Source organism: Flavobacterium davisii, from assembly GCF_019565505.1.
GTDB classification, from domain to species: domain Bacteria; phylum Bacteroidota; class Bacteroidia; order Flavobacteriales; family Flavobacteriaceae; genus Flavobacterium; species Flavobacterium davisii.
Genome location: NZ_CP067378.1, coordinates 876,519 through 902,924, shown reverse-complemented (window position 1 = coordinate 902,924; position 26,406 = coordinate 876,519). Strand labels below are relative to the sequence as shown.

General features: G+C 29.8%; 21 protein-coding genes and 4 pseudogenes. 8 read left to right on the top strand and 17 right to left on the bottom strand.

Annotated features, from left to right (window positions below):
- Positions 1 to 146: 146 nt before the first annotated feature.
- The 11 genes and pseudogenes from JJC05_RS04585 to JJC05_RS04530 all read right to left on the bottom strand — a co-directional run bounded on the left by JJC05_RS04585 (position 147) and on the right by JJC05_RS04530 (position 11,836).
- The gene (locus JJC05_RS04585; protein WP_105195759.1) at positions 147 to 743 is read right to left on the bottom strand and encodes a GNAT family N-acetyltransferase; all 597 of its coding nucleotides are present in this window, start codon (positions 741 to 743) and stop codon (positions 147 to 149) included.
- Positions 744 to 755: 12 nt separating this feature from the next.
- Complete coding sequence (locus tag JJC05_RS04580) at positions 756 to 3,173, bottom strand: GNAT family N-acetyltransferase (RefSeq protein WP_235878342.1); 2,418 nt, start codon at positions 3,171 to 3,173, stop codon at positions 756 to 758.
- Between the two features lie 217 nt (positions 3,174 to 3,390).
- The gene (locus tag JJC05_RS04575; RefSeq protein ID WP_235878341.1) at positions 3,391 to 4,269 is read right to left on the bottom strand and encodes a heparan-alpha-glucosaminide N-acetyltransferase domain-containing protein; all 879 of its coding nucleotides are present in this window, start codon (positions 4,267 to 4,269) and stop codon (positions 3,391 to 3,393) included.
- Positions 4,269 to 5,593 (bottom strand): annotated as a pseudogene (locus JJC05_RS04570) (lysine N(6)-hydroxylase/L-ornithine N(5)-oxygenase family protein). The gene JJC05_RS04575 and the pseudogene JJC05_RS04570 overlap by 1 nt, the downstream one beginning before the upstream one ends.
- A gap of 6 nt (positions 5,594 to 5,599) precedes the next feature.
- Positions 5,600 to 6,406, bottom strand: coding sequence for a pyridoxal phosphate-dependent decarboxylase family protein (locus tag JJC05_RS04565; RefSeq protein ID WP_235878339.1), 807 nt, complete (start codon positions 6,404 to 6,406; stop codon positions 5,600 to 5,602).
- 50 nt (positions 6,407 to 6,456) lie between these two features.
- A complete protein-coding gene (locus JJC05_RS04560; protein ID WP_258929657.1) occupies positions 6,457 to 6,918 on the bottom strand; it encodes a pyridoxal-dependent decarboxylase in 462 nt (153 codons plus the stop codon).
- 633 nt (positions 6,919 to 7,551) lie between these two features.
- On the bottom strand, positions 7,552 to 8,166 hold the full coding sequence (locus tag JJC05_RS04555; RefSeq protein WP_088391908.1) for a LuxR C-terminal-related transcriptional regulator: 615 nt from the start codon (positions 8,164 to 8,166) through the stop codon (positions 7,552 to 7,554).
- Between the two features lie 35 nt (positions 8,167 to 8,201).
- Positions 8,202 to 8,549: a DUF6686 family protein gene (locus JJC05_RS04550; RefSeq protein WP_127822884.1), complete on the bottom strand. Its 348-nt coding sequence runs from the start codon at positions 8,547 to 8,549 to the stop codon at positions 8,202 to 8,204.
- Positions 8,550 to 8,551: 2 nt separating this feature from the next.
- Entirely contained in the window at positions 8,552 to 9,673 is a 1,122-nt protein-coding gene (locus JJC05_RS04545) for a PepSY-associated TM helix domain-containing protein (RefSeq protein ID WP_105195753.1), read from the bottom strand.
- Between the two features lie 92 nt (positions 9,674 to 9,765).
- Positions 9,766 to 10,742, bottom strand: a pseudogene (locus JJC05_RS16685) (TonB-dependent siderophore receptor).
- 47 nt (positions 10,743 to 10,789) lie between these two features.
- Positions 10,790 to 11,836, bottom strand: a complete 1,047-nt coding sequence (locus JJC05_RS04530) for a TonB-dependent siderophore receptor (RefSeq protein ID WP_235878336.1) — start codon at positions 11,834 to 11,836, stop codon at positions 10,790 to 10,792.
- Positions 11,837 to 11,983: 147 nt separating this feature from the next.
- Here JJC05_RS04530 and radC point away from each other — a divergent pair, with 147 nt between their 5' ends.
- From radC to JJC05_RS04500, 6 genes are all read left to right on the top strand, one after another.
- Positions 11,984 to 12,667 carry a RadC family protein gene (gene radC, locus JJC05_RS04525; protein ID WP_105195751.1) on the top strand — a complete coding sequence of 228 codons (684 nt, stop codon included), beginning with the start codon at positions 11,984 to 11,986 and terminating at the stop codon, positions 12,665 to 12,667.
- Complete coding sequence (locus JJC05_RS04520) at positions 12,668 to 13,297, top strand: ABC transporter ATP-binding protein (RefSeq protein ID WP_235878334.1); 630 nt, start codon at positions 12,668 to 12,670, stop codon at positions 13,295 to 13,297. It begins immediately after the preceding gene.
- Entirely contained in the window at positions 13,294 to 14,493 is a 1,200-nt protein-coding gene (locus JJC05_RS04515; protein WP_235878332.1) for an ABC transporter permease, read from the top strand. The genes JJC05_RS04520 and JJC05_RS04515 overlap by 4 nt, the downstream gene beginning before the upstream one ends.
- A 260-nt stretch (positions 14,494 to 14,753) precedes the next feature.
- A complete protein-coding gene (locus JJC05_RS16680; RefSeq protein ID WP_258929495.1) occupies positions 14,754 to 14,963 on the top strand; it encodes a hypothetical protein in 210 nt (69 codons plus the stop codon).
- Between the two features lie 103 nt (positions 14,964 to 15,066).
- Positions 15,067 to 15,756: a YjjG family noncanonical pyrimidine nucleotidase gene (locus tag JJC05_RS04505; RefSeq protein WP_127822887.1), complete on the top strand. Its 690-nt coding sequence runs from the start codon at positions 15,067 to 15,069 to the stop codon at positions 15,754 to 15,756.
- A gap of 2 nt (positions 15,757 to 15,758) precedes the next feature.
- Positions 15,759 to 16,469, top strand: coding sequence for a hypothetical protein (locus tag JJC05_RS04500; protein WP_240668924.1), 711 nt, complete (start codon positions 15,759 to 15,761; stop codon positions 16,467 to 16,469).
- 141 nt (positions 16,470 to 16,610) lie between these two features.
- On the opposite strand, the pseudogene JJC05_RS04495 reads toward JJC05_RS04500, so the two are convergent.
- Positions 16,611 to 17,889 (bottom strand): annotated as a pseudogene (locus JJC05_RS04495) (replication-associated recombination protein A).
- 373 nt (positions 17,890 to 18,262) lie between these two features.
- Here JJC05_RS04495 and JJC05_RS16675 point away from each other — a divergent pair.
- Together JJC05_RS16675 and JJC05_RS16670 are read left to right on the top strand one after the other, a co-directional pair.
- Positions 18,263 to 18,715, top strand: a complete 453-nt coding sequence (locus JJC05_RS16675; protein WP_258929494.1) for a rhomboid family intramembrane serine protease — start codon at positions 18,263 to 18,265, stop codon at positions 18,713 to 18,715.
- The gene (locus tag JJC05_RS16670) at positions 18,712 to 18,858 is read left to right on the top strand and encodes a hypothetical protein (RefSeq protein ID WP_258929492.1); all 147 of its coding nucleotides are present in this window, start codon (positions 18,712 to 18,714) and stop codon (positions 18,856 to 18,858) included. Before JJC05_RS16675 ends, JJC05_RS16670 begins: the two co-directional genes overlap by 4 nt.
- A 45-nt stretch (positions 18,859 to 18,903) precedes the next feature.
- Here JJC05_RS16670 and rlmB read toward each other — a convergent pair.
- The 5 genes and pseudogenes from rlmB to JJC05_RS04470 form a co-directional block, all read right to left on the bottom strand.
- Positions 18,904 to 19,643, bottom strand: a pseudogene (rlmB, locus tag JJC05_RS04485) (23S rRNA (guanosine(2251)-2'-O)-methyltransferase RlmB).
- Between the two features lie 65 nt (positions 19,644 to 19,708).
- Positions 19,709 to 21,184 (bottom strand): SusD/RagB family nutrient-binding outer membrane lipoprotein, encoded by a 1,476-nt coding sequence (locus JJC05_RS04480; RefSeq protein WP_235878330.1) that lies wholly within the window; start codon positions 21,182 to 21,184, stop codon positions 19,709 to 19,711.
- 3 nt (positions 21,185 to 21,187) lie between these two features.
- Positions 21,188 to 22,306, bottom strand: coding sequence for a TonB-dependent receptor domain-containing protein (locus tag JJC05_RS16665; protein WP_258929491.1), 1,119 nt, complete (start codon positions 22,304 to 22,306; stop codon positions 21,188 to 21,190).
- A gap of 1,330 nt (positions 22,307 to 23,636) precedes the next feature.
- A complete protein-coding gene (locus tag JJC05_RS16660) occupies positions 23,637 to 24,398 on the bottom strand; it encodes a TonB-dependent receptor plug domain-containing protein (protein WP_258929490.1) in 762 nt (253 codons plus the stop codon).
- Positions 24,399 to 24,481: 83 nt separating this feature from the next.
- Positions 24,482 to 25,291 (bottom strand): BamA/TamA family outer membrane protein, encoded by an 810-nt coding sequence (locus JJC05_RS04470; RefSeq protein WP_258929656.1) that lies wholly within the window; start codon positions 25,289 to 25,291, stop codon positions 24,482 to 24,484.
- Positions 25,292 to 26,406 lie beyond the last annotated feature (1,115 nt).

Sequence of the window (26,406 nt, the reverse complement as noted above, 5' to 3'; positions counted from 1 at the left end):
GGGGACGAAAAGAAGGGGGATCTGGTTATTTCGACTACTGGAAGAAATTACATAATATTAATAATGTAATTTCTCCAATCGTCGAACGGCTAAACTAGACGTTCATTTACGGTTTATCAGACAGCCTTATTTTAGAAAATCGAATGTTAGTTACTGTTCATAATGGCATGGTAGTACTGCTGTCTTGTGCAAAATTCTAATCGTGCTTTTTTATGTGGTAAGTCAATGAATTTTTGAAAAACAAACCCTGCTTTTTCGTTTAAAATATGTATTTTTTCATTTTTTGCATCAGGTTCTACCACTACACGATTAATGGTTGAATTGCTAAAAATAAAGTCTAATATAAATTTGAAAATTTGCCAAGTAAAACCATTTATTTTTTTGTCTGGAGGGGCAACCAAAATATGCATGCCTATATCTCCTTTTTTTACTTCATAATGTTCTTTAATGATATCTTCTTGAGGATCATAGCATTCTAATAAAAAAGCTATTTTTCCTTGAAATAACCCAATATAGATATGAGTGTTTTCTACTAGTTTTTGATAAATGGTTTTTACTTCATTGTATTGTAAACCCATCATACCCCAATAGATAGCATATTCTTTTTGAACCCATTGATAAATTATAGGTAAATCTTGGGTTAGGTTAAATTTTCTCAGTTCAAAAAAACCTATAGACTCTATTTTTTTACTAAAACAGATTTGGTTTTCTATATTTTGATTGGATTGCTGTGTACTGTTCATACTTTCTTAGATTTAAGCTATTACTTTTTTGTACGGAGCAATAGGGTTAGAAATTTTACCTTGGAATTGTAATAAAGCAACGGGATCATCTAGATCTATCATAGTTTTATTATTGTTTAGTTGTAATCTGTTTAAACAAGACAATTCAAAATCAGCAGTAAATAAATCATATTTTTCAAATTTTGTTTCTAAGTGAGGTTGTGTTTGTTGGTATTCTTGAATACTTTCGGCTACTAACTCCCAAAAGCGATTTTCGTCGTACTGTATTTGAGATACTAAAATGGCTGACATAAAACGGAAGAAACCATCAAAAACATCGATAAAGATCGAAAGTAGTTTTACGTCTTCTGGTACTTCTGCATACATTCTTTCTAAATTTGTAGGGAGCTTAATTTCTGGATTCAGAATAACGGCTTCTTCTGTAATATCTTTCATAAATGAACGTACAGGAACGTGATCTTTTAATCCTAAAATTAAGTTTTCGCCATGTGGCATAAACACTAAATCATATTCATAAAAACAATGAAGAAGAGGGGTGAGATAAATAGAGAAATAAGATTTTAACCATTTGTCGGTGGTCATTTTTGATGCTTTAATCATTTCGGTTAAAAAAGCATTTCCTTCTTTATCTATGTGTAATAATGCCGCCATAGTCATTAATTGTTCTCCTTTTTGAAGGTACTTTACAGGGCTTTCACGCCATAGTGAGGCAATCATTTTGTTGTATGGATTATGTTTTCCATAGCTCTCAAAATAAGGATTAATGTAACTAATAGATGCTACTTCGCCAAGCATACCAAATCGAACTTGTTGTAGATAATGGTCTTTTTTTAGTAAATCTTCTAGCCATTTTGCCATTTCAGGGGCACTACCTAAATAATACACAGGAAGTCCTCGCATGAATCCCATGTTTAAAATAGATAAAGAGGTTTTTGTATATAATTTTTGGGGATGGCTTATATTAAAAAGAGTTCGAATAGATTGTTGAGCTTGATGATAGTCTGTTCCATAACCTAAACAGATTAGATTTCCTTGAGCTATTTCGGGAGAAAAAATAATAGCAAGTTTATTAAACCATTGCCAAGGATGGGTTGGCATAAAGAAATAATCAGAAGGATTTTTTCCTTGTTCTTTGATCATGATGTTGAATATTTCAATGGTTTCATCTCCCAATTCCTGACGAATTAGAGTGTCATAATCGAGTTCTTGTGTGCCTGCATAAACTGTTCGGTCTTTTTTACCTGCTAACCATACGAGTTGAAAAGGATTTCCTGTTTCAGGAGTATAAGTCTTATAATCGGTACTATTGAATCCTATTCTTCCATTATTAGCAACAAAACCGGGGTGACCTTCATTCATAGATTGTTCAATGGTTTGGAAATCAGCGTATACTAGTTGATGTGAATTTAAATTATCTTTCTTTAATTTAGACATACTGCTTTGTAACGTACTAATTATTTCTTCTATATAGGAAGGAAATAATTCATCGGATATCCCTATGGTGTTCTTGTACTCATTGAAAAATAAAACAGCGTCTATTTTTTCTTCGGGATTGTAGTTTTTAATGATAGAATTTTCATTAATTAACCAGTGGTTAAGTGCTAGCTTTTTTGCTTTAAAGGAATATGATACTTCACTATTGTCACTAATGATTTGATAAATGTCTTCTTCGTTTTCTTTACTAATAAGAGTAGGAGTAAAGATGCTTTCGTGGGAAAACTCACTAATAGCTTTTTTTACCAATAATTTATTAGCCAGTCCCCAAGTATCTTCGTTTATATGGCTAGTGGCTATTTCAGGATTTTTTATTTGCGAAAATACTTCGGATAAATTTAATGTAATAGTGTTTTCTGAATCTATTTTTTTAATAAATTGTCTTCTTGTACAAAAAGATAAACGAGCCGTTTTGTGAGGTAATTCTACTATTTTGTCATCTTTGAAACCAATTCGATGGCATATTTTAAACATTTTTTCGTTTCGAATATCGGGTTCTACTACGATTCTTTCAATAGTAAGATCTGAAAAAACAAATTTCATTATTGAGGTAAAGATATTCCAAGTAAATTGATGAATAGGATTGTTTGTAGGAGCTACAATTACATGAATACCGCAATCATGATCTTTTACTTTATAATAATCAGAAATGGGATCATTTTTTGGATTGTATTTTTCTAAAAGAAAGGAAATTTCGCCATTTACTTGTCCTAAAAAAACCTCAGAATGTTGTATGATTTTTTCATATTCGTTTTTTATTTCATTACAACTTTTACCTATCATGCCCCAATATTGCGCATACTCCCTGTTTACCCAATCGTGGATAATAGGAATATGAGTTTGGATATTGAGAGGTATAAAATCGATGGTTCCTAATCCTTTTATTAAGGTAGAAAAGACAATTTCTGATGCTATATTGGTGCTGTTTTTTTTCATTTTTTAAGTGTTTATAGATTATTTTCAAATGAAATAATTCTTAGTAATTTTAATTTTCTATATAGAATATTTGTTATAAGGGTTAGTACTGTAAACAAAACTATTAATGCTAAAACACTCCACTGATGCAAGCTCCAAAATCCGAAAACATACATACCCCAGTTAATTAAGGTCCATTGAATAAAATAAATACTAGTAGTATTTTTACTTAGATAGATTATAATATTAAAAAAGGGGAGTTAGGATTAAAGAGTTTAACTAATTGATTTGCTATCCAAAAGCAGAGCATCATAATTCCTAGTAGAATAATACTTCCTCCAGGACCTAAATGATAATAATCACCAAAATGATATTTATAATTTGTAAGAACAAGTGAAAGACCTAGTACAATTAGTCCCAAACTCTGTAATGCCAAGTTCTTAAAGAAGATTTGAGTATCATTATTGATTTCTTTTAATTGTTTACCCAAAAAGACCCCCATAAAAATAAAGGCACTCCAAGGGAATACGGGAAAATAAACATTGTACTGATTACTAAAGAATAAATGGCATATATATTCTAATCCTATGATGTTTGTTTTAAACCCACTTAGCTCCTTAGATAGGATCATAATAGAGAGTCCTAAAAGAAAGTATAGCCATTTATTATTTGATATTTGATTTATAAAAGCTATTAATAACAAACTTATTCCTGCCAATTGCAAGATGTCTCCAAGGCCTAAAAAAAATAGTGAAGTTTCAAGGGATTGTGTTTTTAAATGATAAGCATTTAAAAAACGATAAGGTAATCCACCGAATATAAATTCGGGGATTATGAATTTTACAAAATTTAATGAATATCCTATAAATAATAGATAGAAGGCTCTTTTAATGATGGTATAAAAGGATTGTCTTCTGGAAAATGTAAATGATATTCCCATAGCAATAAGGTACATAGCAGCTCCACGTCCTAGCCAAATAATAATTTGACCTATCGTTGTTTCTGTTTGAGTTTCGAGTGTTCCGTATATGAGCATGGTATGCACAATAATTAAAAAGAAAACACTTATACCTCTAGTAAAATCTATTGCAGCAATTCTATTGTTTGTGAATCCCATTATGCTTTTAGGTTTGATTTTTGTTTTTCCGTTTCGGTAATACCAAATTGTTGGAAAGCAATTTGTTTTTCAATAGGATAAATTTCTTTACCTACCATTTCTTTAATGATATAAGAGTTTCTATAACAAGCCATTCCTAAGTCAGGAGTTACAAAACCATGTGTGTGTAGCTCTGCATTTTGAACAAAAATTTCAGAACTTTCTATATCAATTGTATAGTTGCGATTCGTTGCATAACGCCCTTTGTTATCCCAGTTAATTCGGTGGTTAATGTCTTGGATAAAAGAAGGAATTGTGCTAGAATATCCAGTTGCTAGTACTAAAGCCTCAGTAGTATGTTTAAAGTGTTCGTCTTGTTCAACGTGATGTAGTTCTAATTCAAAATTTTGAGTAATTTCATTATATGTTGAATTAATGCAAGCGGCATTTGTTCTTAAATTTACATCAATAGGATGAAGGACTTTTTTGTAATATATAGTATCAAAAATGCTACCTATTAAATCTTTGTTGATTCCTTTGTATAATTCTTTTTGATTATGAATTAAATGATCTCGTTTGGCTTCTGGTAAATTATAAAAATAATCAACATACTCAGGAGAGGTCATTTCAAGCGTTAATTTACTGTAATCCATCGGGAAAAAACGAGGAGAACGTGTAATCCAGTTAAGTTGATAGCCATGAATGTCTATTTCCTGCAATAGGTCATTAAAAACTTCTGCTGCGCTCTGACCGCTTCCTAAAACAGTTATAGATTTTTTGGATTGAAGTTGTTCTTTATTAGTTAAGTATTCTGAAGAGTGAATGGCCTTGTTTTTGAGTGAATTACATGATTTAGGAATATAAGGAGTCGTTCCTGTACCTAAAACAAGTTTGCGACAAGCGTAAACATTTACTTTTTTACTTTTTGTATCTTGTACGGTAACTAAATAAATCTTTTCTTGTTCATTATAATCTATTGTTGTAACCTCTTTGCCAAAATGAACATTAGAGAGTTTACTTATAGCCCATTGGCAGTATTGATTGTATTCATTACGTAGTAGTAAGAAATTTTCACGAATGTAGAAAGAATAAATTTTTCCTTTTTCTTTAATATAGTTTAAAAAACTAAAAGAGCTTGTAGGGTCAGCTAGTGTAACTAAATCAGCTAGAAAAGGAATTTGTAAAGTAGTGTCCTGTAATAACATACCGGATGCCAATCAAATGTGTCATTCTTATCAAAAAACAAACCATTTAATTCTTTAATAGGATTAGTTAAACAAGCTAATCCAAGATTAAATGGACCTACGCCAATTGCAATGAAGTCATATATCTTATTATTTTCCATAAAGTTTTAATTTTTAATTGAATATTGTTGACCGTGATAGATGATTAAATCAATTATTTCATCAATGTCATTTGTAGTTGTTAAAGGATTTAAAAGCGTGAATTTTAAGAAAACCTTTTCGTTTACTTTTGTGCTTGTTATGATAGCCTTACCTTCATTAAAAATGGCTTTTCTTATATAAGAGTTTAGATTACAATAAGAATTGTATTTGTCTTCAAAAGGAGTATATCTAAAAACAATTGCGCTAATTTCGGGTTGATGAATGATTTCAAAATCATTTCTGTTTTTTAATATATGAGCTGTATAAAGCGCATTTTCGATAGAAGTTTCTAAGTAAGAACTTAATCCTTTTACCCCTATACAACGAAGAGTAAACCATAGTTTAAGGGCATCAAATCGTCTGGTTGTTTGGATTGATTTTTTTACCATATTGGGAATACCTTCATCTTCTTGTTCTTTAGAATTTAGATAGTCAGCATGGTATTTTATATAATCAACAAATGATTTGTCTCGCATAAAAAAACCACTAGAACTCACTGGTTGATAAAAGGTTTTATGATAATCTATCGTAACAGAATCAGAAAATTCAATTCCTTTTAATTTGTTTTTATGAATATCACTTATTAGTAAACCACCTCCATAAGCTGCATCCACATGAAACCAAATATCGTTTTCTTTGGCTATAGCAGCTATTTCTACTAATGGATCTATAGAGCCAAAATCAGTGGTGCCTGCTGTTCCAACAATGGCTATAGGAATATCACCATTAGCTTTTAATTGAGCTATTTTGTTTTTGAGTTCGTTGATATTCATTTTAAAATTTTTATCAACAGGAACTTGAATTACAGCATTTTGGCCTAATCCTAATAAACTAAGATTCTTTTTAAACTAAAATGACTTACTTCAGAGCAAAGTACCTTAAATTTTGAGGCTTCTGCTGGTAAACCTTCCATAACAGGATTTATATTATATCTTGTTTTGATATAATGATCTCTAGCTAATAAAAGGCCCATTAAATTGGATTGAGTACCTCCACTTGTAAAAATACCTTCCCCATTTTTAGGATAATTTAATAGTTGAAGCGTCCATTCAATTAGTTTTAATTCAATGTAAGTACCTCCTGTACTTTGATCCCAAGTATCCATAGAAGAATTTAAAGAAGAAATGAAGGCTTCAGCTACAAGGGTAGGAGTAAGGATCGGACAGTTTAGATGTGCAACATATTTTGGATGATGAAAAAGAATACAGTCATCAAGGTATATTTTTTGAATTTCGTTTAATACCTCTTTTAAAGGTAAACCATTTTCGTTATCATATAGATCTATTTGACTTATTAAATGATGTAATGACGAAATGCTTTTTCCTGTATAAGGAGTTGTTCTTTTTCATTATTCTTAATAATTTGTTTTATAGCCCTTTTCATACTTTTTTTGTAAAGGCTTAAGTTCTTTTTTTTTATCAGAAAATATATGTATGTCATTGTTTAACAAGTGTTTATTTTCTTCTTTAGGTTTAGTTTTGATAGTTGAAACCACTTCGCTCATGATTTATTTAGATTAAATAAAAATTACAAGACAAAGTAATACTTACAAATTGGATTAATCAATACCATAAATAGGGGCTTTTTTTTAATATTATAATGGTATTGAAATACCTTATATTGGGTATTTTTAAACTTTATGATTTAAACCATATTATGCGATAGAAATTGATCATAAATATAAAAGACTTTGAATTTTAAAAAATACATCATTTTTTGTCTTTAATTAGGTTGTTTTAAAAGATCACAATTTTTCATTTCTACTAAAAAAGCGAGTTTAGAACGAAATAAGTAAGAGCAAAAAATAGATAAGGTTGATCATTTGTTTTCTCTTTTAGATATTGTTTTTATTATAAATGACTAAAGCCCTCTTATTTATATTAAGAAGGCTTTAGTTAAAAATAGATAGTTCTATTTTTTAGTTATTTGTAATATTGTTTTTTAGGCTATATAAAATTAGATCAGTAGTGGTGTTAACGCCTACTTTCTTCATGATATTTTTTCTATGTGTGCGAAAAGTATGAATACTGATACAAAGGTCATTTGAAATTTGTTCATTACTCTTACCTTCCGTAAGCATTTTTAAAATGCAACGTTCTTGTTTCGTTAAATTGAAATCAATTTGTTTGAAAATACTTTTTGAAGGGAAAAAGAATTCATTTTTGTCAATATAATGAAATAATTCAATGATTTGAGATTCAGAACAATCTTTACTAATAATAGAATCAATAAAGGTTAGAATCTTGGACTCTAGTCCTAAATTATTTCTAATATAAGTTTCGTTAGATGTTATGATAATGAGTTTTAGGATTTTATTTTCTTTTTTTAGATTAATAATTTGATTCAGTAAATCTTCATTAAAATTAGTAGGATCAAAAAAAAGGTAGTTTATTGTTGTTTTTTGTAATAAGTTTTCTAGTTGATAAAAAGTATCTAGTTCATAATTTTTAGATTTAATTAATAATTTGAGCATAAAAGAATTCAATGCCTTTCTGAATAGTGTTGGAGAATCTAGTATAGCGGTTGTTTTCAAACATTAAAGAAGTTTATAGTCTGTTTATAAAATACTTAATTCCAATTGATAGATAAAATTTGATTTTCAACTATTTTAAAAATTTGAGTTTTATTCGGTTTTGTTAAAATTTGTAATTCAAATAATTCTACTCTATTGATCATAATAATAAAATTATCTTGAAGTGTTGGAATAGGAATCTTTTTTTCGTACACGGAATATTCATATTCTTTTTCCCAATATACGGGGTTCATTCTTCTTAAATATTTATAAAAAGCATTTAATTCTTCAGTAGACATGCTAAAGTTTAAATTGTTAAAAGTTAGTTGATATTTTTGGCAACCTCTTAAAAAGATAAGCATACCATTGTTTGTTTTGTTAACGATTGAATAGTTGCAACACATAATTATTTGTTTTTACGTCCCCACCAAATTAATATACCAGTAATAGGTAATGATGCTATTAAAAGACTTATTAAAAAAGCAAAAATTTTCCCTGCTAATCCAGCAATAGCACCTGTATGTATATCATAATTCATACGTAGGAGTTTATCTGCATTATCAGCATCTTTAAATTGACTCCATAAATGGTCAACTTTTTTTTCTTCCAGAGTATACTGATCAAAATAGCGATAATCTGTTTTCCAAAGAGTATAGTCGTCTGGATTTGAATTACAAGCTATAGAAGTACTGTCATTTGTTGGAGGATGAATTTCAATTGATTTAGCTTTTGGATACTCTGATTTCATAATGAACCAAGCGTTGTCTATAGGAAACAAATTGTTTTTAGTCTTAATCTTTTTATAAGAAGATAAAGGTTCTTGATAAATCATTGATTTTTCTCCTCCAACTGCTTTGTAGTACAAATAGCCAAGCAAAGGAAATCCCCAAACTAATCCTGTAATAATAAAAATTAAGGCAAATAGAGAAGTATAGAGACCTATTATATTGTGTAAATCAAAATTTTTTCTTTTCCATTTTATTCCTTCTTTCCATTGAAACCATATCCTTTTTTTTATTTCTTTACTTCTTTTAGGTAACCAAAGTACAAGGCCTGTGATAATCATAAATAAGAATACTAACGTGGCTGTTGCAACTACAATTTGACCAATAGAATGTGGCAACCATAAATACATGTGACCTTCAAATATGAAATGGAAAAAACCAGTATTAAGATCACTTATTTTAATGATTTTACCGCTATAAGGATTTAAATATAAGGTAATATGATAGTTAGGAGCGTTTTTATAGAATATGATTTCAACCGCTTTATCATTTCCATTATATTTTATAGCATGTAATTCTTTATTAGGAAATTTTTTTTTAGCTATATTTTTTAGTACGGTAGGTACTAGCAGTGGTTTGTTTTGTGTTTTAATTACAGGATGTTCTTGATTCCATGTTTGAATTTCTTCTTTAAATGTATATAGAGCACCTGTAATGGCTACTATGAAAACAATGAGACCTGAGGTTAACCCCAGCCAAAGATGTATTTTTCGCGCTTTTTGTTTAATGTCTTTTATTTTCATTTTATTTAATAAAGCTTTAAGAAACTTATGTTGATATTTCTTAAAGCTTTTGAAAATTTTAAAATTTATAGGTTAGCATAGTTCTCCAGTTTCTACCCGGGTTCACTTTGCCAGTAAGCAACAGTTCCAGCTATTCCTCCAGAATAAAGATATTTATTTAATAAATTATTTACATTTAATGCTAAATTTAATCCTTTATATCTCCAATTAATGCCAGCATCTAATCTTAAATAATCAGGTAATATAGTTTTGTTGTCTACTCCCCAATTAGATGTAGAACGGTCTATCAAATATTGATATCCTAACATAGTTCCAAAACCTTTTAAAAAAGAATCCTCTTTAAAATTGTAGTTAATCCAACCATTGGTTGTATGTTTAGAATGGCCTTCAATTCTTTTACCAATATTTAATGGATTTATGTCTTCAATTGTTTTTACTTCTGTGAAGGCATAATTTAAAACAATATTTAACTCAGGTGATAATTGACCTTGAATGTCAAATTCTACCCCTTCTGATCGTACTTTACCCAATTGTAATTTGTTAAGAATATCATTAGGGTCAGCTACTAATACATTCTTTTTGTAATTTGATAAACAGATAATGTTGTTTTTAATTTGTCTCTTAAAAAAGATTTTTTTAATCCTGTTTCAATATTATTAGCATATTCTGGATCAAATAATTTGCCTTCTTTATTTGTACCGTAATTAGGTATAATTGAATTGTCATATTGGGAATATATGCTAAAGTTTTTAGTAATATCAAAACTTATTCCGACCCTTGGACTTATTCTTTTTATGGTAACACTATTTTTATAATCATCATTGGTTTTTCCATTAAAATAACGTCCTGCCAGAGTTACTCTAAGACGATCCTTTAGAAACCATATTTCATCTTGTGCATAGATAGAAGTATATTCAGTTCCACTACCAATATTTGTTAATCCCGACTCTCTGTTAAATACAGGATAGACTGCTTTGCCATAAACAGGTTGGAAAAGATTGAAAGGAATTACATCATAAGTAGCGGTGTGGGACCAGTCGTATTTACTGTTGAGTTTTTTATAATCAATACCTGTTAATAATTTATGAGTTGTGCCTAAAAAAGATATTTCCCCATTTATATATACACGGCTAATTCATTTAATGCTTTTGTATCAAAATTATTAAGCATTCTTTGAGTATATCCTGAAGGATGTATGCCATAAACCCAATTTGTATATCCCAATTGGTTATATTGCATAATCATATATTGAGTATTGATAGACCATTTACTACTAAAGTTATGGTTAAAATCTACAAATAAATTAACTTCTTCTATATCAGAGCTAGGGTAGTTTTGATCTATATGAGAAATGTCCCTGTCTAAGCTACCTAATCCCTTTTCTACGGGAGCAAATACGTATGATGCACTTAACATTTGTTTTGCTTTTTGATAAGTGAATTCTGTTGTCAAGGACGTATTATCATTAAATTCATATTTAAGAGAAGGAACAATACTGTATCTTGAATTGTTTTCAAATTGCCTATTAGTTTCTGAAAATTGATACATAGCATTAAAACGATATTGTAGTTTGCCATTTTCGGTTAATGCTCCGCCAGAATCTAAATTTCCTCTGTAAAAATTAAAACTTCCACCTGAAAAACCTATTTCATTGATTGATCTTTTAGTTGGCTTTTTAGTTACTACATTATAAATACCACTTGGAGCTCCTGCTGAAGTCATAAATCCAGATGGTCCTTTTACAAATTCAATGTTTTCTACCATTGATAAGTCGGTTGCCAACGGACCATATCCGATATCTATGTTCATACCATTTCTAAATGAAGGAAGTTTAAATCCTCTCATGTTGATATTAGCGTAATTACCAAAATGTTCGTTCATTTGAGCTCCGCTTATGTTACGTGTTACATTTTCCATCATCGTGGTAATGTTTTGACTTTTTAAGAGTTCATTTGTTACGATTTGAATATTTTGAGGGATTTTAGCAATTTCTGTTTTCAATCTTAAACTACTTGAAACCTTATTAGAGGCAAATTTGTTTGCAGTTCCAGATACCGAAATTTCTTTTAAACTATTAATAGAATCTCTTTTGATTCTCTTTTTTTGTCCGTATAGATGTATAGACATCGTGGTTAATAGAATAATAAAAATAGACTTATTCATATTTATTTAGATTTATTAAAAATAATGACAAAGTAATCTATAAAAAGTTTGATAACCAAATTTATTTAGAATAAATAAAAATAAATATTTTTTGGGTGATTTTTTTAAAAAAGCTGTAAATTGTAAGTTGTTAAAAGCCAATCAATTATGTATACACCAATTAAAAAATGGGCCAAAGATGATCGCCCACGTGAAAAATTCTTGACAAAAGGGAAAATGACACTATCTGATTCCGAACTACTTGCTATTCTTATAGGTTCAGGATCTCGTAATGAAAGTGCAGTACAATTATGTAGACGCATTTTAGCTTCCACAAACAATAACCTTCATCAATTAGGGAAGTTATCTATCCAACAGCTTAGGGAGTTTAAAGGAGTTGGAGAAGCAAAGGCATTGTCTATAGCTGCCGCTTTAGAGTTAGGACGTAGGCGGAAAGAAGAAGAAGTAAGAGAATTTTTTAAAATAACAACGAGTTCACAAGTTTATTTTTTAATGCATCCCTTAATAGGGGAATTGCCACACGAAGAATTTTGGGTGCTATTTTTAAATAACTCTAATAAATTAATTTATAAAACACAAATTAGCAAAGGCGGTATTACAGGAACCATTGTAGATACTCGGTTAGTTTATAAATTAGCATTTGATTACTTTGCTACAGGTATTATTCTAATTCATAATCATCCATCAGGGAAACTAAAACCCAGTGATGCTGATATACAACTAACAAAAAAGTTGATAGAAGCAGGAAAGCATTTGGATATTTTAGTATTAGATCATTTGATAATAACAGAAAAGGCGTATTTTAGCTTTGCTGATGAAAACTTGTTATAAATGATACAAATTAAAGCGTTAGAGTATAGTTATTCTGATCATAAAATATTTCAATTTCCTGATTTTACTTGTTTAGCTTCTCAAGTATTATTACTAACAGGAAATTCAGGAGTTGGTAAAACCACTTTATTGCATTTATTAGGAGGAATGTTACTCCCTCGGTCAGGTGAAATTTTGATTGATAATTATGCTTTACAATCTCTAAGTGAAAGGGAAAGGGATCGTTTTAGAGGGAAATATATAGGTGTTGTTTTGCAACAAAATTATTTTATAGAATCCTTTAATGTATTAGAAAATGTATTGACGGCTTCCTATTTTGGAAAGGGAAAAACGGATATTATTAGAGCTAAGGAAATTTTGAAATATTTAGGTTTAGAAGATTATATTTATAAAAAAACGTATGAATTGAGTATAGGACAACAACAACGAGTGTCTATTGCAAGAGCTCTAATAAACAGACCTAAAGTAGTTTTGGCAGACGAGCCTACTTCAAGTTTGGATGATGAAAATACAATGATAGTGGCCAGTCTATTAGAAAGTATTGCTAAAGAGTATCAAACAGCTATGATTGTAGTAACACATGATGTACGTTTAAAAGAACGTTTTCAAAATCAAATTCGATTGATATGATAGTAAAATTAGCTTGGCGAAATATTTGGTTTAAGCCTTTAAATACTTTTTTAAGTGTTGTGCTTTTGGCTAGTAGTGTGGCAATTATAACTCTTTTAATATTATTAGAAAAACAGTTTGAGGAACAATTTTCATCTAATGCAGATCATGTAGATTTGGTTTTAGGGGCTCAAGGTAGTCCTTTGCAATTAGTTTTGTCTTCGGTTTATCAAATAGATACCCCTACAGGGAATATAAATTATGATTCGGCTAAAGTATGGATGCAGCACTCCTTTGTAAAAAAAGCAATTCCGTTGGCTTTTGGAGATAATTATAGAGGTTATAAGATTGTAGGAACTAGTATAGATTATTTGAAAAAGTTTGATGCTGAAATAATTCAAGGGGAAATTTTTTTAAAGGATTTTGAGGTCGTTATAGGTTCTGTTGTTGCCCAAAAAATGAATTTAAAAATAGGACAAAATTTTTATAGTGTACATGGTGATGCAAAAGAAGGGGAAAAACATGAAACAAAACCTTTTAAAGTTGTGGGACTATTAAAGCCTACTGGTAAAATGATTGACAATCTAATAGTGTGCTCTATTAAAAGTATTTGGAGTGTACATGATGAATCAAACCATGAACTAAAAGAAGACCACCATCATAATGAATCTAGAGAAATTACCTCGGTGTTGTTAAAACTCAGAAATAAGATGGCTATTATGACATGGCCACGGTTGATTACATCCAATACAAAAATGCAAGCCGTTTCTCCTGCAATTGAGATTAATAGATTATTTACTCTCTTTGGAGTTGGAATTAAAACATTATCTTATTTAGGATATGGTATTATGACAATTTCAGGGCTTAGTATTTTTATAGTACTTTATAATAGACTGAAAGAACGTAGATATGAGTTTGCTTTATTACGCTTGCAAGGAGCAACAAGAAAACAGTTAATGTTGTTAGTTTTATTAGAAAGCCTACTTTTATGTTTAGTTGGCTTTTGTTTTGGAACCATAATTGGTAGATTTGCCTTGGAAATGATTTCTCAATTTTCAGAGGAAGATTTTAAAATAAGATTTAATACTTTTGAAATTATTTGGGAAAAAGAAAGTATTTTGTTACTAATGATTTTATTGTTAGGTATAATTTCTGCTTTAATTCCAGCACTTAAAGCCTACAAAATGAATTTATCAAAAATATTAGCAAATGCGTAGATGGATTATATTTATCACTTTGGTAAGTTTTACCTTCGTGAGTTTTAATAAAAAGATAGAAAAAAAGAAAGTTTTTCAAAGAATAGCGATATCGAATGATACCTTGACTTGGAAAAAATTAGGGTATATTAAATTCATTAAAAAGCAGCATAAAGATTACGGTATGATTGATTATCCAGTAATCAGTCCTGAAATTAAAATGAGAAATAATAAGAAAATCATTATTTCAGGATTTATCGTACCAATTGATAATATTAATTATGCAATCAGTAAAAATGTGTTTGCCTCTTGTTTTTTTTTGTGGAAAAGCAGGTCCTGAAACGATTGCAGGTTTAAAATTTAAAGAAGCCAAAAAGAAGCTTCGTACAGATCAATATGTAACGATATCTGGAACACTTAAAATAAATGAAACAGATGTTGATAATTGGATGTATAATTTAGTGGATGTAGTGATATTGAAAGGAGAATGAAGAAGTATTTTCTTTTATGAGCAATTTAATAAATCAACATTTTTAATGGGCTAAAGAAAGAATCATTAATTACTATAAGTATTTATAAAAAACGATTATAATTTTGAAATACAATCATATCCAGCATATATTTTTTGATTTAGATCATACTCTTTGGGATTTTGATCGAAATTCAGAAAAAACATTTGAAGTAATTTTAAAATCTTTATTTCCAGCATTATATATTCATGATTTTATGAAAATATATAATCCAATCAATCAAGAATGTTGGAAATTGTATCAAGTAGATACGATAACCCATAAAGAATTGCGTTATAGAAGATTAAAAGAAACCTTTGATAAATTAGAAATATTGATTTCAGATCAAATGATTGATAAAATTTCGGAAGATTATATGAATCAGTTATCTAACAATAATTATTTAATAGAAGGATGTATTGAAGTACTTCAATATCTTTATTCAAAATATAGTTTGCATATTATAACAAATGGATTTGCGGATGTACAGTTAAAGAAAATGCACAATTCAAATCTATACCCTTTTTTTAACACAATTACTAATTCAGAATTAGCAGGTGTAAAAAAACCGCATAAGATGATTTATCAATACGCGTTAGATAAAGCAAAAGCTACAAAAAGAGAAAGTATTATGATAGGAGATTGTATAGAAGCAGATGTTAAAGGTGCTCTAAGTTTTGGTATTGAAGCTATTTTTTTTAATCCAAATTGTCAACAGGTCGAAAAGGAAATCAGTCAGATTAATACCTTAACTGAATTAAAAAATATATTTTAAAAATGAATAAGAAATTAATTATGGGGTTAATGAGCTTGTTTTCATTAACCAGTTTAGGACAGTCTTTAAATGACTATAAAATAGCATTAATACCATCAAAGTTTTCCTTTCAAAATGAAGATAATCAATATCGAATCAACACAACCGTTAAGATGTATTTAAAACAAAAAGGTATTGAAGCGTATCTATCTAATGAAAAATTGCCAGAAGACTTTTTAGATTATAATTGCGATAAACTTTTTATAAATGGAGTTGAGGAAAATACGATTTTTTCAACAAAGATTAAATTTGAGTTTAAAGACTGTAAGGGAAATATTTTATTTACAACAGATTTAGGAGAAAGTAGAGAAAAGGATGTTGCTACGGGATATAATTTAGCGACCATTCAATCTTTAGGTTCTTTTAACAAAGCGAATTATAAATTTTCAGGCAAAAGTTTTGATGATGAAATTATTCAAGCCAAGTTAAAAGAAATGAATAAAGAAGAAATTACTGAAACAAAAATAGTTACGGTAAAAACAGAACTTTCTTATGAATTAATTGATAAAATAACAGGAGAGAATTTAGTTTTATATAAAACGTCTACACCTTTCGTTTTTTTAACTTCGTTTAAAAATCGTAATGGTATGGTAGTTAAAAAGGATAATACTTGGTTTTTTGAATATTTAGAAGAAGGAAAAGTTAATTCAGATAGGTTAGATATTAATTTTTAAAAAAGAGTAAGAAATTATTTTTATTCAAGGATTAAATAATAAGGAGAAACTTCACTCATGATAGGTGTATGATGTTTCTCCTTTTAGGAAGCGGTATAATAAAGATAAGAATAAATAGTAATGAAATAAAATAATTCATTTTTAATAATCATATTTGTTTTTCCATCTGTTTTTTAAAAATTGACGAAGTTCACGTTCCCTAACATTTTCACCGACGTTCAAAAAATTTAGTTTCACTAATTTCGTGTGGTAAATATTCCTGTTCTGAAAAATTATTCGTGTAATCGTGTGAATATTTATATTCTTCCCCATATCCTAATTCCTTCATGAGTTTAGTAGGAGCGTTTCTTAGATGTAGAGGAACTGGTAAATTACCAGTTTGTTTTACTATTTGTTGCGCTTTACCTATAGCTATGTAACTAGCGTTACTTTTTGCTGAGGAAGCTAGATAAATGGCACATTGACTTAATATGATTCGACTTTCTGGATATCCAATAGTAGTAACTGCTTGAAATGTATTATTAGCCATAATTAATGCAGTTGGATTAGCATTGCCAATGTCTTCACTAGCTAAAATTAGCATACGTCTTGCAATAAATTTAACATCTTCACCTCCTTCAATCATTCTTGCTAACCAATATACAGCCCCGTTAGGATCACTTCCTCTTATAGATTTTATAAAAGCAGAAACTATATCATAATGTTGTTCTCCTGTTTTATCATATAAAATAGTATTCTTTTGAACTAATTGCATTACTTTTTTATTGGTGATTTCAATAGGCGATTCATCAGAAGCATTAATGACTAATTCAAATGTATTAAGGAGTTTTCTTCCGTCACCACCGGAAAGTTTTAAAAGAGCTTCTGTTTCCTTTAAAATGATGTTTTTCTTCGTTAAGATTGTGTCGGTTACCAAAGCACGTTGGAGTAAATTATCTAAATCTTCTTTGTTAAAAGCGTTTAGTATATATACCTGACAACGTGACAAAAGAGCAGGGATTACTTCAAAACTGGGATTTTCAGTAGTTGCGCCAATGAGTGTTACCCATCCTTTTTCTACAGCTCCAAGTAAAGAATCTTGTTGTGATTTGCTAAAACGATGGATCTCATCAATGAATAATATGGGATTTCTGGAGGTAAATAAACCATTACTTTGTTTTGCTTTATCTATAACATCTCGTATTTCTTTTACTCCCGAGTTTATGGCACTTAATTCATAAAAGGGACGATTACTACTTTGGGCAATAATTTGTGCTAAAGTGGTTTTTCCTGTACTCGGAGGTCCCCATAAAATAAGAGAAGGAATAATACCATTTTTTATTTGATGAGTCAAAGAGCCTTGATTGCCAACCAAATGAGATTGACTAATATATTCTTCTAATGATTTGGGGCGTATTCTTTCTGCTAGTGGTATTTCCATAGGGAGTAAAATTAATTATTTCTGACAAAAAATCATTAAAACAGTTTTGGATCTTTTTTTGATATTAAATGTTGAATGATTTTTGTTTCGAATTACAAATTTAACAATATTAAGATTGCTATTAATGATGGTTTTATAATAACCTCTATACTTAAATAGGTAATATTATGTATTACCGTTGAAAAATAAATTTTATACAAATGAAAGAAAATGAATTTAAATTTACACCATCTGTAATATTATTGCCTTTATATTTTGTTTTATGTCTTTGGATTGTTTTTTGGGTCGAGCAACAATTTAAGATTAGTTTTACAGTTTATGGGATTTATCCAAGAGTGTTATCAGGAATAAAAGGCGTTTTTTTTAGTCCTTTTTGCATGGTGATATAGGACATTTGTTTAATAATTCATTACCATTATTATTTTTGTTAGCTAGTTTACGTTTTTTTTATAGAGAATATTCACTTAAAATATTGTTTTATGGGATTTTGTTATCAGGTATAGGAACGTGGATGATAGGAAGAGAAAGTTATCATATAGGAGCTAGTGGTTTAGTGTATGTTTTGGCTTCTTTTATTTTTTTTAAAGGAATTCAAACGCGTTATTATCGTTTGGTAGCGTTATCTTTTACTGTTATTTTATTGTATGGAGGTATGATTTGGTATATATTTCCAAGTGCAGAAGAACATATTTCATGGGAAGCTCATTTATCAGGTTTTGTAGTAGGATTGTTTTTTAGCTGGTTATATGATACACCAATATATCAAAAACCTGTGATATACGATTGGCAAGAACAAAATTATGATTTTAAAAAGATCCTTTTATGAAGCATTTTGATGAGGAAGGTAATTTTATTTCGAGTTCTAAAATGCGTCAGATAGAATTAGAAAAATGGATTTATTTCATTTCAAATCTTCCTGTTATTTATGAAATAAAAAAGCCTGATGAAACATCAGGCAATGATTTATAATTTAGATAAAACTTTTAAATAGGGGAGTCCTAGATAATGAATATCTTAGATTTCCTGTCTTTGTCTTACTGTTTCATATAAGAAAGCACCACATGCTACAGAAACGTTCAATGAAGAGATGGTGCCAAACATAGGTAATTTAGCTTTTTCATCAATAATTTTTAGAACAGAGGGGTTAACTCCTTTATCCTCGCTTCCCATAATAATTGCAAGTGGTTCTTTTAAGTCAATATCGTAAATATTATTATTAGTTTTTTCGGTAGCCGCTACTGTTTTGATACCAGAACCTTGAAGGTAGAAGACAGCATCCTTAATATGATCAACTTTGCAAATAGGAATATTGAAAACAGCACCAGCAGATGTTTTTACGGTGTCGCCATTTACAGGAGCAGAACCTTGTTTTTGAACAATAATGCCATCTACGCCAGTGCATTCTGCAGTTCGTATAATAGCACCAAAGTTACGAGCATCGCTTAATTGGTCTAAGATTAGAAAAAGAGGAGTTTTTTTATTTTCTGTTACTCTTTCTACCAAATTTTCTAAGCTAACAAAAGAAATAGGGGCAATGGTGGCAACAACGCCTTGGTGATTATTAGAAGTTAAACGATTTAATTTTTCAACGGGAACATAACTGAAATTAATATTGTTTTTTTTAAAAGCTTTAAGTAATTCTTGCATTAACTCTCCTTGTGCGTCTTTTTGTATAAAGACTTTATCGATTTCTTTTTTGCTTGAATAGCTTCTAAAACGGCTCTAATTCCGAAAATTTGGTTATCTTTTTCCATGGGGTAAAGATAAAAAAAATCCATCAAATTCTAAATTTGATGGATTTTATTATAGATTAAAAGTTTTAATTTTTATCCCAGAAAATCTTAGTATATAATTTATCACCTCCAATAGCTTCTGCTGCTGCTGTGTAATTTGATCCATTTATGGTTGATTCTGATATCGGATAAGTATATCTGACTGGAACTTTTTTGTCAGCTGCTGCTACCGCTTTTGTAGGAGCTTTTAAAATAGGATAATCTAATCTTCTGTAAAAAGTCCAAGATTCAAAACCTCTATTATACATTGCTATCCAAGCTTGCATTCCAATTTTTTCTTTCCAATTGCCACTAGCAGTTGTATAATTAATGTTGGGTTGAGCCAAGTAATTGTTAATATCATTTGATGGGATATTCCAATAGTTCATGGATGAGGTAATAGCAGTATTGTAGTAATATTGAGCATTGTTTCCAACTGAATAACCTCGTTCAGCAGCTTCTGCTAATAAAAAGTTTATTTCTGATGCGTCAACGAGTACACCAAAAGCATCTGATTTTTTTATTGCATCTCCAACATGTGAGTAAGATGTTGCATACGGATTAGCATTTTGTGCGCCATAAACACCTCCAGTATAAGCACCTTCTAGTTTGGTAAAGAAAATACCTCTTCTAGGATCACTAAGGGAATTCATGTAATCAACAATTGTTTTTGCTGGTACAAAGTCATTTCGATTGCTGGCTACTAAATTGTCAAAAATCGGATTATAAGTAGGAGCAGATGTAGAATATCTAAAAAGAGCATTGTCTGTATTAGATGTAATTATTCCTCCTGCTACGGCTGTTTCTACTGTTTGTTTAGATAAAGCAGGATTGAAATCACTTAGATTTATACCTAATTTAACTTTTAATGAATTTGCAAATTTTAACCATTTTTCAACGTTTCCAGCGTATATTAAATCACCACTTTTAAAACTTTCAGAATGCAGATCTAATTTGCTGATAGCATTATTTAATCTAACGATTAAATCAGAATAAATTGTTGCAGCATCATCATATTTGGGTAAAATATTAGTTTGGTTTTTTAATGATTCGCTGTATGGTATATTTCCAAAAGTGTCAACTAAATTCTGATAAGTGTAAATTTTTAAAATTTCAATTATGGCTTTTTTATTGGTTTGAATTTTTGCCCAATCTGTAGCTGAAATCCTATCTGGTCTAATTTCATTTTGAATGACTTCTTCTGCAGATTGTAAGTTGCCTAGTACATCTCTATACAAGTTATTCCAGTGAAAACCGGGAATGTTTCGATTGATTAGATTATATCGAGATTCAGCAGTATACAACGTAGCGGCCCAATATTGTGAAAAATATCTAAAAACATTTTCATTGACACTAGGGGAAGTTAATTGATCAGATATACCTTTTTGAGAGTTGCTTAGTAATGATTCGGCAGAAACATCATAAGCTTTTTTTGTGTCATCATTAAATTTTATGTCTTCGCTGATACAGCTTGTTACTAATAATGATGATATTGCTGTTAATTTTATAATTGTTTTTTTCATTTCTTAGAAGTTAATTTTCATGTTAAATGAATATGTTTTAATAGCAGGCATTACACCTGATTGAAATCCTTGGATATTTCCTGCAGAAGAACCAGCTTCAGGATCACTATACGGTGTGTTTTTATGTATTATCCACAAATTGCTTCCTAATAAACTAAAGCTAATACTTGATAAATCTAATTTTTCAATATATTTATTAGGTAAGTTGTATGTCAAGCCAACTTCTCTAAGTTTGATATATGAAGCATCATAAATATAAGCTTTATTAGGATTAGTATCAGTGCTAAAAGCAGTTCCTCCTGATGAGGAAGCATCTACTACAATGTTATTAGGTTGCCCATTTTCTAGAACGCCAGGTAATATTACCCCTCCTTTGTTTGCATCTCTGACAGGTACTCCTAAATGATTTAATCCTGTTGTTTCAGGATATATTCCTGTTTCTTTTCCGTAAGCTTGATCTAATGAATAAAGATTGCCTCCTTTTTTTACATCAATTAAGAAGTTTAAAGAGAAATCATTATAGCGAATTTTGTTATTTAAACCACCTATCCAGTCAGCTTGTATTGTTCCAAGTACTTTGTTATTTTGTGTCAAATAAAATCCGTTTGATCCAACAACTTTGTTTCCATTTGCGTCATATACGTAATCTGTACCTCTTAATGTGCCATAAGCTTCACCTACAGTTGCATTTAGAGAGACTCCTCCTTGGAAGTTTGCCAAGAGTAAGTTGTCTCTTCCTTGATTTAAAGATTTAACAGTATTGATGTTTTTTGACCAGTTGATACCAATTTCCCAAGAAAATTTTTGAGTTTTTATAGGACTTCCAGATAAGGCTACTTCAATACCTTTGTTTTCCATTTCTCCAGCATTAACGCGCGCAGATGTAAAACCTGTTGCTCCAGTTTGCGGTACGTTAAATATTTGGTTGGTTATGTTGGTTTTGTAAACTGATAAGTCTAAGTTTAAACGATCGTATAATCCTAGTTCTAAACCTGCTTCTATTGATTTTTGAACTTCTGGTTTTAATTTTCCTTGTTCATAATAAGTTGAAGGATTTCCAAATAATGGATTTCCATCTATAATCCCGTTGAAAGCACGTGAACCTAATCTCCCAAAAGCCAAATCATTGCCTACCTCTGCGTAATTAACTCTTAGTTTAGCTAGGTTTAACCAGTCTTTTTGATTACTTCTGATAATATTAAACTTGTCCCTACAGAAAAATAATTATATTTATTTTCGGCTCCAAGTAAAGCTGTACTTTCATCATGACGTACAGTTCCTTCTAAGTAAATAATTTTCTTATAATCTAATGTGCCTTGAGCGTAAATTCCACTTTTTTCGTATTTTATTTCTGATTGAAGTGGAGCAAGGAATACGTTAGAGTTTTGTAAAGAGTATAGATATGGTTTAGCAAGACCTCCTGTTGTTGATCCAAATAAACTTCTTGAGTTAGCTTTTTTAAATGTATAACCACCTAAAATTCTTGTACCAAAATCTTTACTTAAATTGAATTTATAAGTAGCTATTAAATCATAAGTTTGCTGTAAAAAATCTCTTGTAAAAATACTATAGCCAGAAGAAGCATTACCTCCTGTTGTACCAAAATTTTCAGCATGACTTCCTATTGCTTTTCTTAATTCTTGATTATCATATGAATATTCTAGTGTAGCTCTTCCTAAAATGTTTAAATTTTTTGAAATATCATAGCTAAGACTACTCCCTGTTAAAACTCTTGTTCTTGTGTCAGTTTCATAGTTTTCATATCGATCCCAATAAGGATTATTCCAGAAGTTAGGTTTTAAATCGCCATTTGTAGGATCTATTTGGTTCCAAGTAACGTTTTGTTTGGTTCTGAAATATTCATTTTCTAATTCTTTAACGTCTACGTTAACTGGCCACCATTGTCTAAATCCTGTTATAATGTTATCGCCATAGCCTGTAGCATTTCTACCTTTTGTGCTTTGATCTGTAAAAGTGATGAAAGTGTTTGATTTTAATTTACTTGTAAAATCTCTTGTGAAACTACCATTAATGGAGTTTTTGTTTAAAGTACTGTTTGGTAAGATTCCTGTTTCGTTATTATTTGTGTAAGAGAAGTTGTAAGCAGATTTTTCATCTCCACCATTAAAATTGATATTATTAACAGTAGAAAAAGCTGTTTTGAAAAAGCTATTGGGATCGTTTGAAGCTGCAACCCATGGTGTTGCTTTACCGTAATTAGGGTTTCCTATTACAAACGAGTTCCATTGATATACTAATTGATTAGGATTAAATGCGTTTCCGTAAGAAGCATCATCTCCTGTAGAGCTTACTACCGCATTCGGGTTGCCAAAAATATTAGCTGTATAGTTGCTGTTTTCGCCTGCATAACCTCCTCCATATTCTTTTTGATATGTTGGTAATGTTTGTTTATTTGCATTTGAAATGGATAGAGTTGAACTTAAACTAATTCCTAAAGCTGTTCTCTTCTTTCCTTTTTTGTAGTAATAATAATAGCCCCATTCGCTGCTTCACTTCCGTATAGAGCAGTTGCTGAAGTACCTTTAAGCACATTTATTGATTCAATGTTATTAGGGTCTATGTCAGAAGCAGAATTACCAAAATCAAAACCTTGTCTTCCGCTTGCTGTATCTGCGTCATTTAAGTTAGCATTGTTTACAGGTACTCCGTCTATTATGATTAGAGCTTGGTTGTTACCAGTTAAGCTTTTTGTTCCTCTTAGAACAATATTACTAGAGCCTCCGAAGTTAGAATTGTTTCTAATTTCCAAACCAGCAACTTTACCAGATAAATTATTAATGAAATTACTAGTTGGAACCTGATTAATTGTTGCTGCATCAAGTTTTTGAGTTGAATAACCTAACGATTTTTTTTCTCTTGATATACCCTGAGCAGTTACAACTACCTCCCCTAATACTTTAGAGTCATTTTGCATGACTGTATTCATTACAGCAGAAGTTCCAACAACTTTTGAAATTTCTTTCATTCCCATAAATGAGAATATTAAAGTCTCTCCTTCTTTTGCTTTGATATTATATTTTCCATCAAAACCAGTTGAAGCTCCTCGTTGTGTACCCTTCACTAAAACATTTACCCCAGGCAATGGTCCAGAAGCATCTGTTACCACTCCTGTAATCGTTTTCTCTTGTGCAAAAGAAAACTGAACCGTCAACACTATTAGAAGTGTATAAATCCATTTAAATTTTGATCTCATAAAAATAATTAATTGATTAGTTCATGCAAATATGTAAAATAAATTTTAAAATTTCTTTTTTTTATTTGTTTTTTTAAAGGGTTTTATAAAATAAAAGAAATATTTATATGAAAAATAGAATTTTTAAAATCTAAATTTCGATTATTGGTCGTTCCATTGCTGTATTGTATATGTATAAGGCTTGTTTTGTTAATTAAATAAAAGCCCAGTCCAAGACTTTTTAGGTTATTTTTTGTTTTGAGTGTAGTGTCTTCGCTATAAGCATAATCTATAATGCTGTGTAGGTAAAAATTACTGTTAATTTTGTATCTGTATTCTGAAATAATTGAAGTTAGAAAGTTTGTTTGCAAACTATTTTCGTTAAAACCTCTGATTGAATTAATACCTCCAAATCGAAATAATTCGTTAGTCAGGTAGTGATTGCTGTTTAGATAGTAATTTTGACTTTTAATGAATAAGCTGTTTTGATTGTTTAAGTAGAATAAGTGCGATAACTCCGTTAATGTAAAAAATTGCGATATGTTTGTGGTGCTGTTATTTCTTTTTCCTATTCCTATTTTAAAACTAAGATTTGTTTTTTCGCTAAATAGAGTTTCGTTGGAATTGTGATTTAGATGTTGAAAACTTAAAGTGTAAAAGTGATTCTGGTAATCCATTAAAGTTCCTGAATTTGATTTTTGGATATCACTTGATTCGGTTTCTTGATAGCCTAAGTAACAACGCGTTTTGTAGTTTAGTAAGTAACCTAATTCTATTTCTGATTTTGTTTTTTGAAAAGTCGTATCTTGTTTAAAAATATTTAATTCCCCTTTTAAAGCTAATGGTGTTTTGAAAATATAAGGAGTTTCAATATTTAGGTTAAAAGCAGTTTGGTTTTCTCCATTTTTTTCCAGTATATATTGACTTTTTCGCCTGAGTTTAAAACGTTTGATAATTTTAAGTCTAAATAACCATTCAATTTTAGGTTGTTTTTTTGATTGCTAAAGCCAATATATCCGTCAAACGTATTTCTTTTTGTTTTTCTAGGTAAACGTAAATTATTGTTGAGTCTTTCTTGAAAAGAATCTCAGCGTCTTTTGTGGTCTTGCAAAAAGGAAGGTTTTTAAAATCGCGATTAATTTTTTTTAATTGGGTTTCGTTAAAAGTCTTTTTCTTATACTCTATGAGTATGTTGTGTAAAAAGTTTTTTGGGAAATTGGAATAACCATTTATGTTGATTTGATCTATAGTCCTTTTTCTATCTTTACAAATAGTGATTTCTGATAGTAAAATTTGTTTGTTTCTTTTGATGTTAGAGAGGCTTATTTCTGTTAGAGAAAATCCTTTTTTTTCTAGTGTTTTGGTGAAATCAGAAAGTTGTTTATTTATGTTTTTGAAGTCTATTTTGATGGTGTCTTGTTTTTTTCTAATAAAATTTTGTGTGAGCCCAAAAAAATATGAATTTCTTTAATGCAATCTCCAAGTTCGTATTTGATAAGATGTGTGCTGTCGTTAATCTTTTTGTTAATTAATATTTTTTGTTCTATATAGCCTTTTTGAGAGATAGTTTCGGATAATTTGTTTATTTCTTTCTGAAGAGAAATTAAGTTAATATGTTTTTTGGAAACAGAAATAGAATCTAAGACTTTATTCTGATAGTTTGAATTTCCTTCAATTTTTAAAAATAAATATTGTCCCCAGTTTTTGTGAGGTAAAATGAGAAAAAGAATGGAATAGAAGAGATGTTTCAAAAGTTTGTGATTTTTGGTAAAATTAACGTAAAAAAAGAACTTTAAAAGGTAAGAAAATAAGAGTGCTGAAAATTAATAATTTACAGTTTGTTTTTTGAAAATTTATACATACATTTGCAACCCCGTAAATTGCGGGATTTTATAAACAAGTAAATAATTTAGTATTAATTATGCCAACAATTCAACAATTAGTAAGAACTGGAAGAGCCAAATTAACTAAGAAGAGTAAATCGGCTGCTTTAGATTCTTGTCCTCAAAGAAGAGGGGTTTGTACGCGT

Coding starts and splice junctions, on each gene's coding strand:
- JJC05_RS04585 (WP_105195759.1), bottom strand. CDS start 743: ATGAACAGTACACAGCAATCCAATCAAAATATAGAAAACCAAATCTGT.
- JJC05_RS04580 (WP_235878342.1), bottom strand. CDS start 3,173: ATGAAAAAAAACAGCACCAATATAGCATCAGAAATTGTCTTTTCTACC.
- JJC05_RS04575 (WP_235878341.1), bottom strand. CDS start 4,269: ATGGGATTCACAAACAATAGAATTGCTGCAATAGATTTTACTAGAGGT.
- JJC05_RS04565 (WP_235878339.1), bottom strand. CDS start 6,406: ATGAATATCAACGAACTCAAAAACAAAATAGCTCAATTAAAAGCTAAT.
- JJC05_RS04550 (WP_127822884.1), bottom strand. CDS start 8,549: ATGTGTTGCAACTATTCAATCGTTAACAAAACAAACAATGGTATGCTT.
- JJC05_RS04545 (WP_105195753.1), bottom strand. CDS start 9,673: ATGAAAATAAAAGACATTAAACAAAAAGCGCGAAAAATACATCTTTGG.
- JJC05_RS04530 (WP_235878336.1), bottom strand. CDS start 11,836: ATGAATAAGTCTATTTTTATTATTCTATTAACCACGATGTCTATACAT.
- radC (WP_105195751.1), top strand. CDS start 11,984: ATGTATACACCAATTAAAAAATGGGCCAAAGATGATCGCCCACGTGAA.
- JJC05_RS04520 (WP_235878334.1), top strand. CDS start 12,668: ATGATACAAATTAAAGCGTTAGAGTATAGTTATTCTGATCATAAAATA.
- JJC05_RS04515 (WP_235878332.1), top strand. CDS start 13,294: ATGATAGTAAAATTAGCTTGGCGAAATATTTGGTTTAAGCCTTTAAAT.
- JJC05_RS16680 (WP_258929495.1), top strand. CDS start 14,754: ATGCAATCAGTAAAAATGTGTTTGCCTCTTGTTTTTTTTTGTGGAAAA.
- JJC05_RS04500 (WP_240668924.1), top strand. CDS start 15,759: ATGAATAAGAAATTAATTATGGGGTTAATGAGCTTGTTTTCATTAACC.
- JJC05_RS16670 (WP_258929492.1), top strand. CDS start 18,712: ATGAAGCATTTTGATGAGGAAGGTAATTTTATTTCGAGTTCTAAAATG.
- JJC05_RS04480 (WP_235878330.1), bottom strand. CDS start 21,184: ATGAAAAAAACAATTATAAAATTAACAGCAATATCATCATTATTAGTA.
- JJC05_RS16660 (WP_258929490.1), bottom strand. CDS start 24,398: ATGAGATCAAAATTTAAATGGATTTATACACTTCTAATAGTGTTGACG.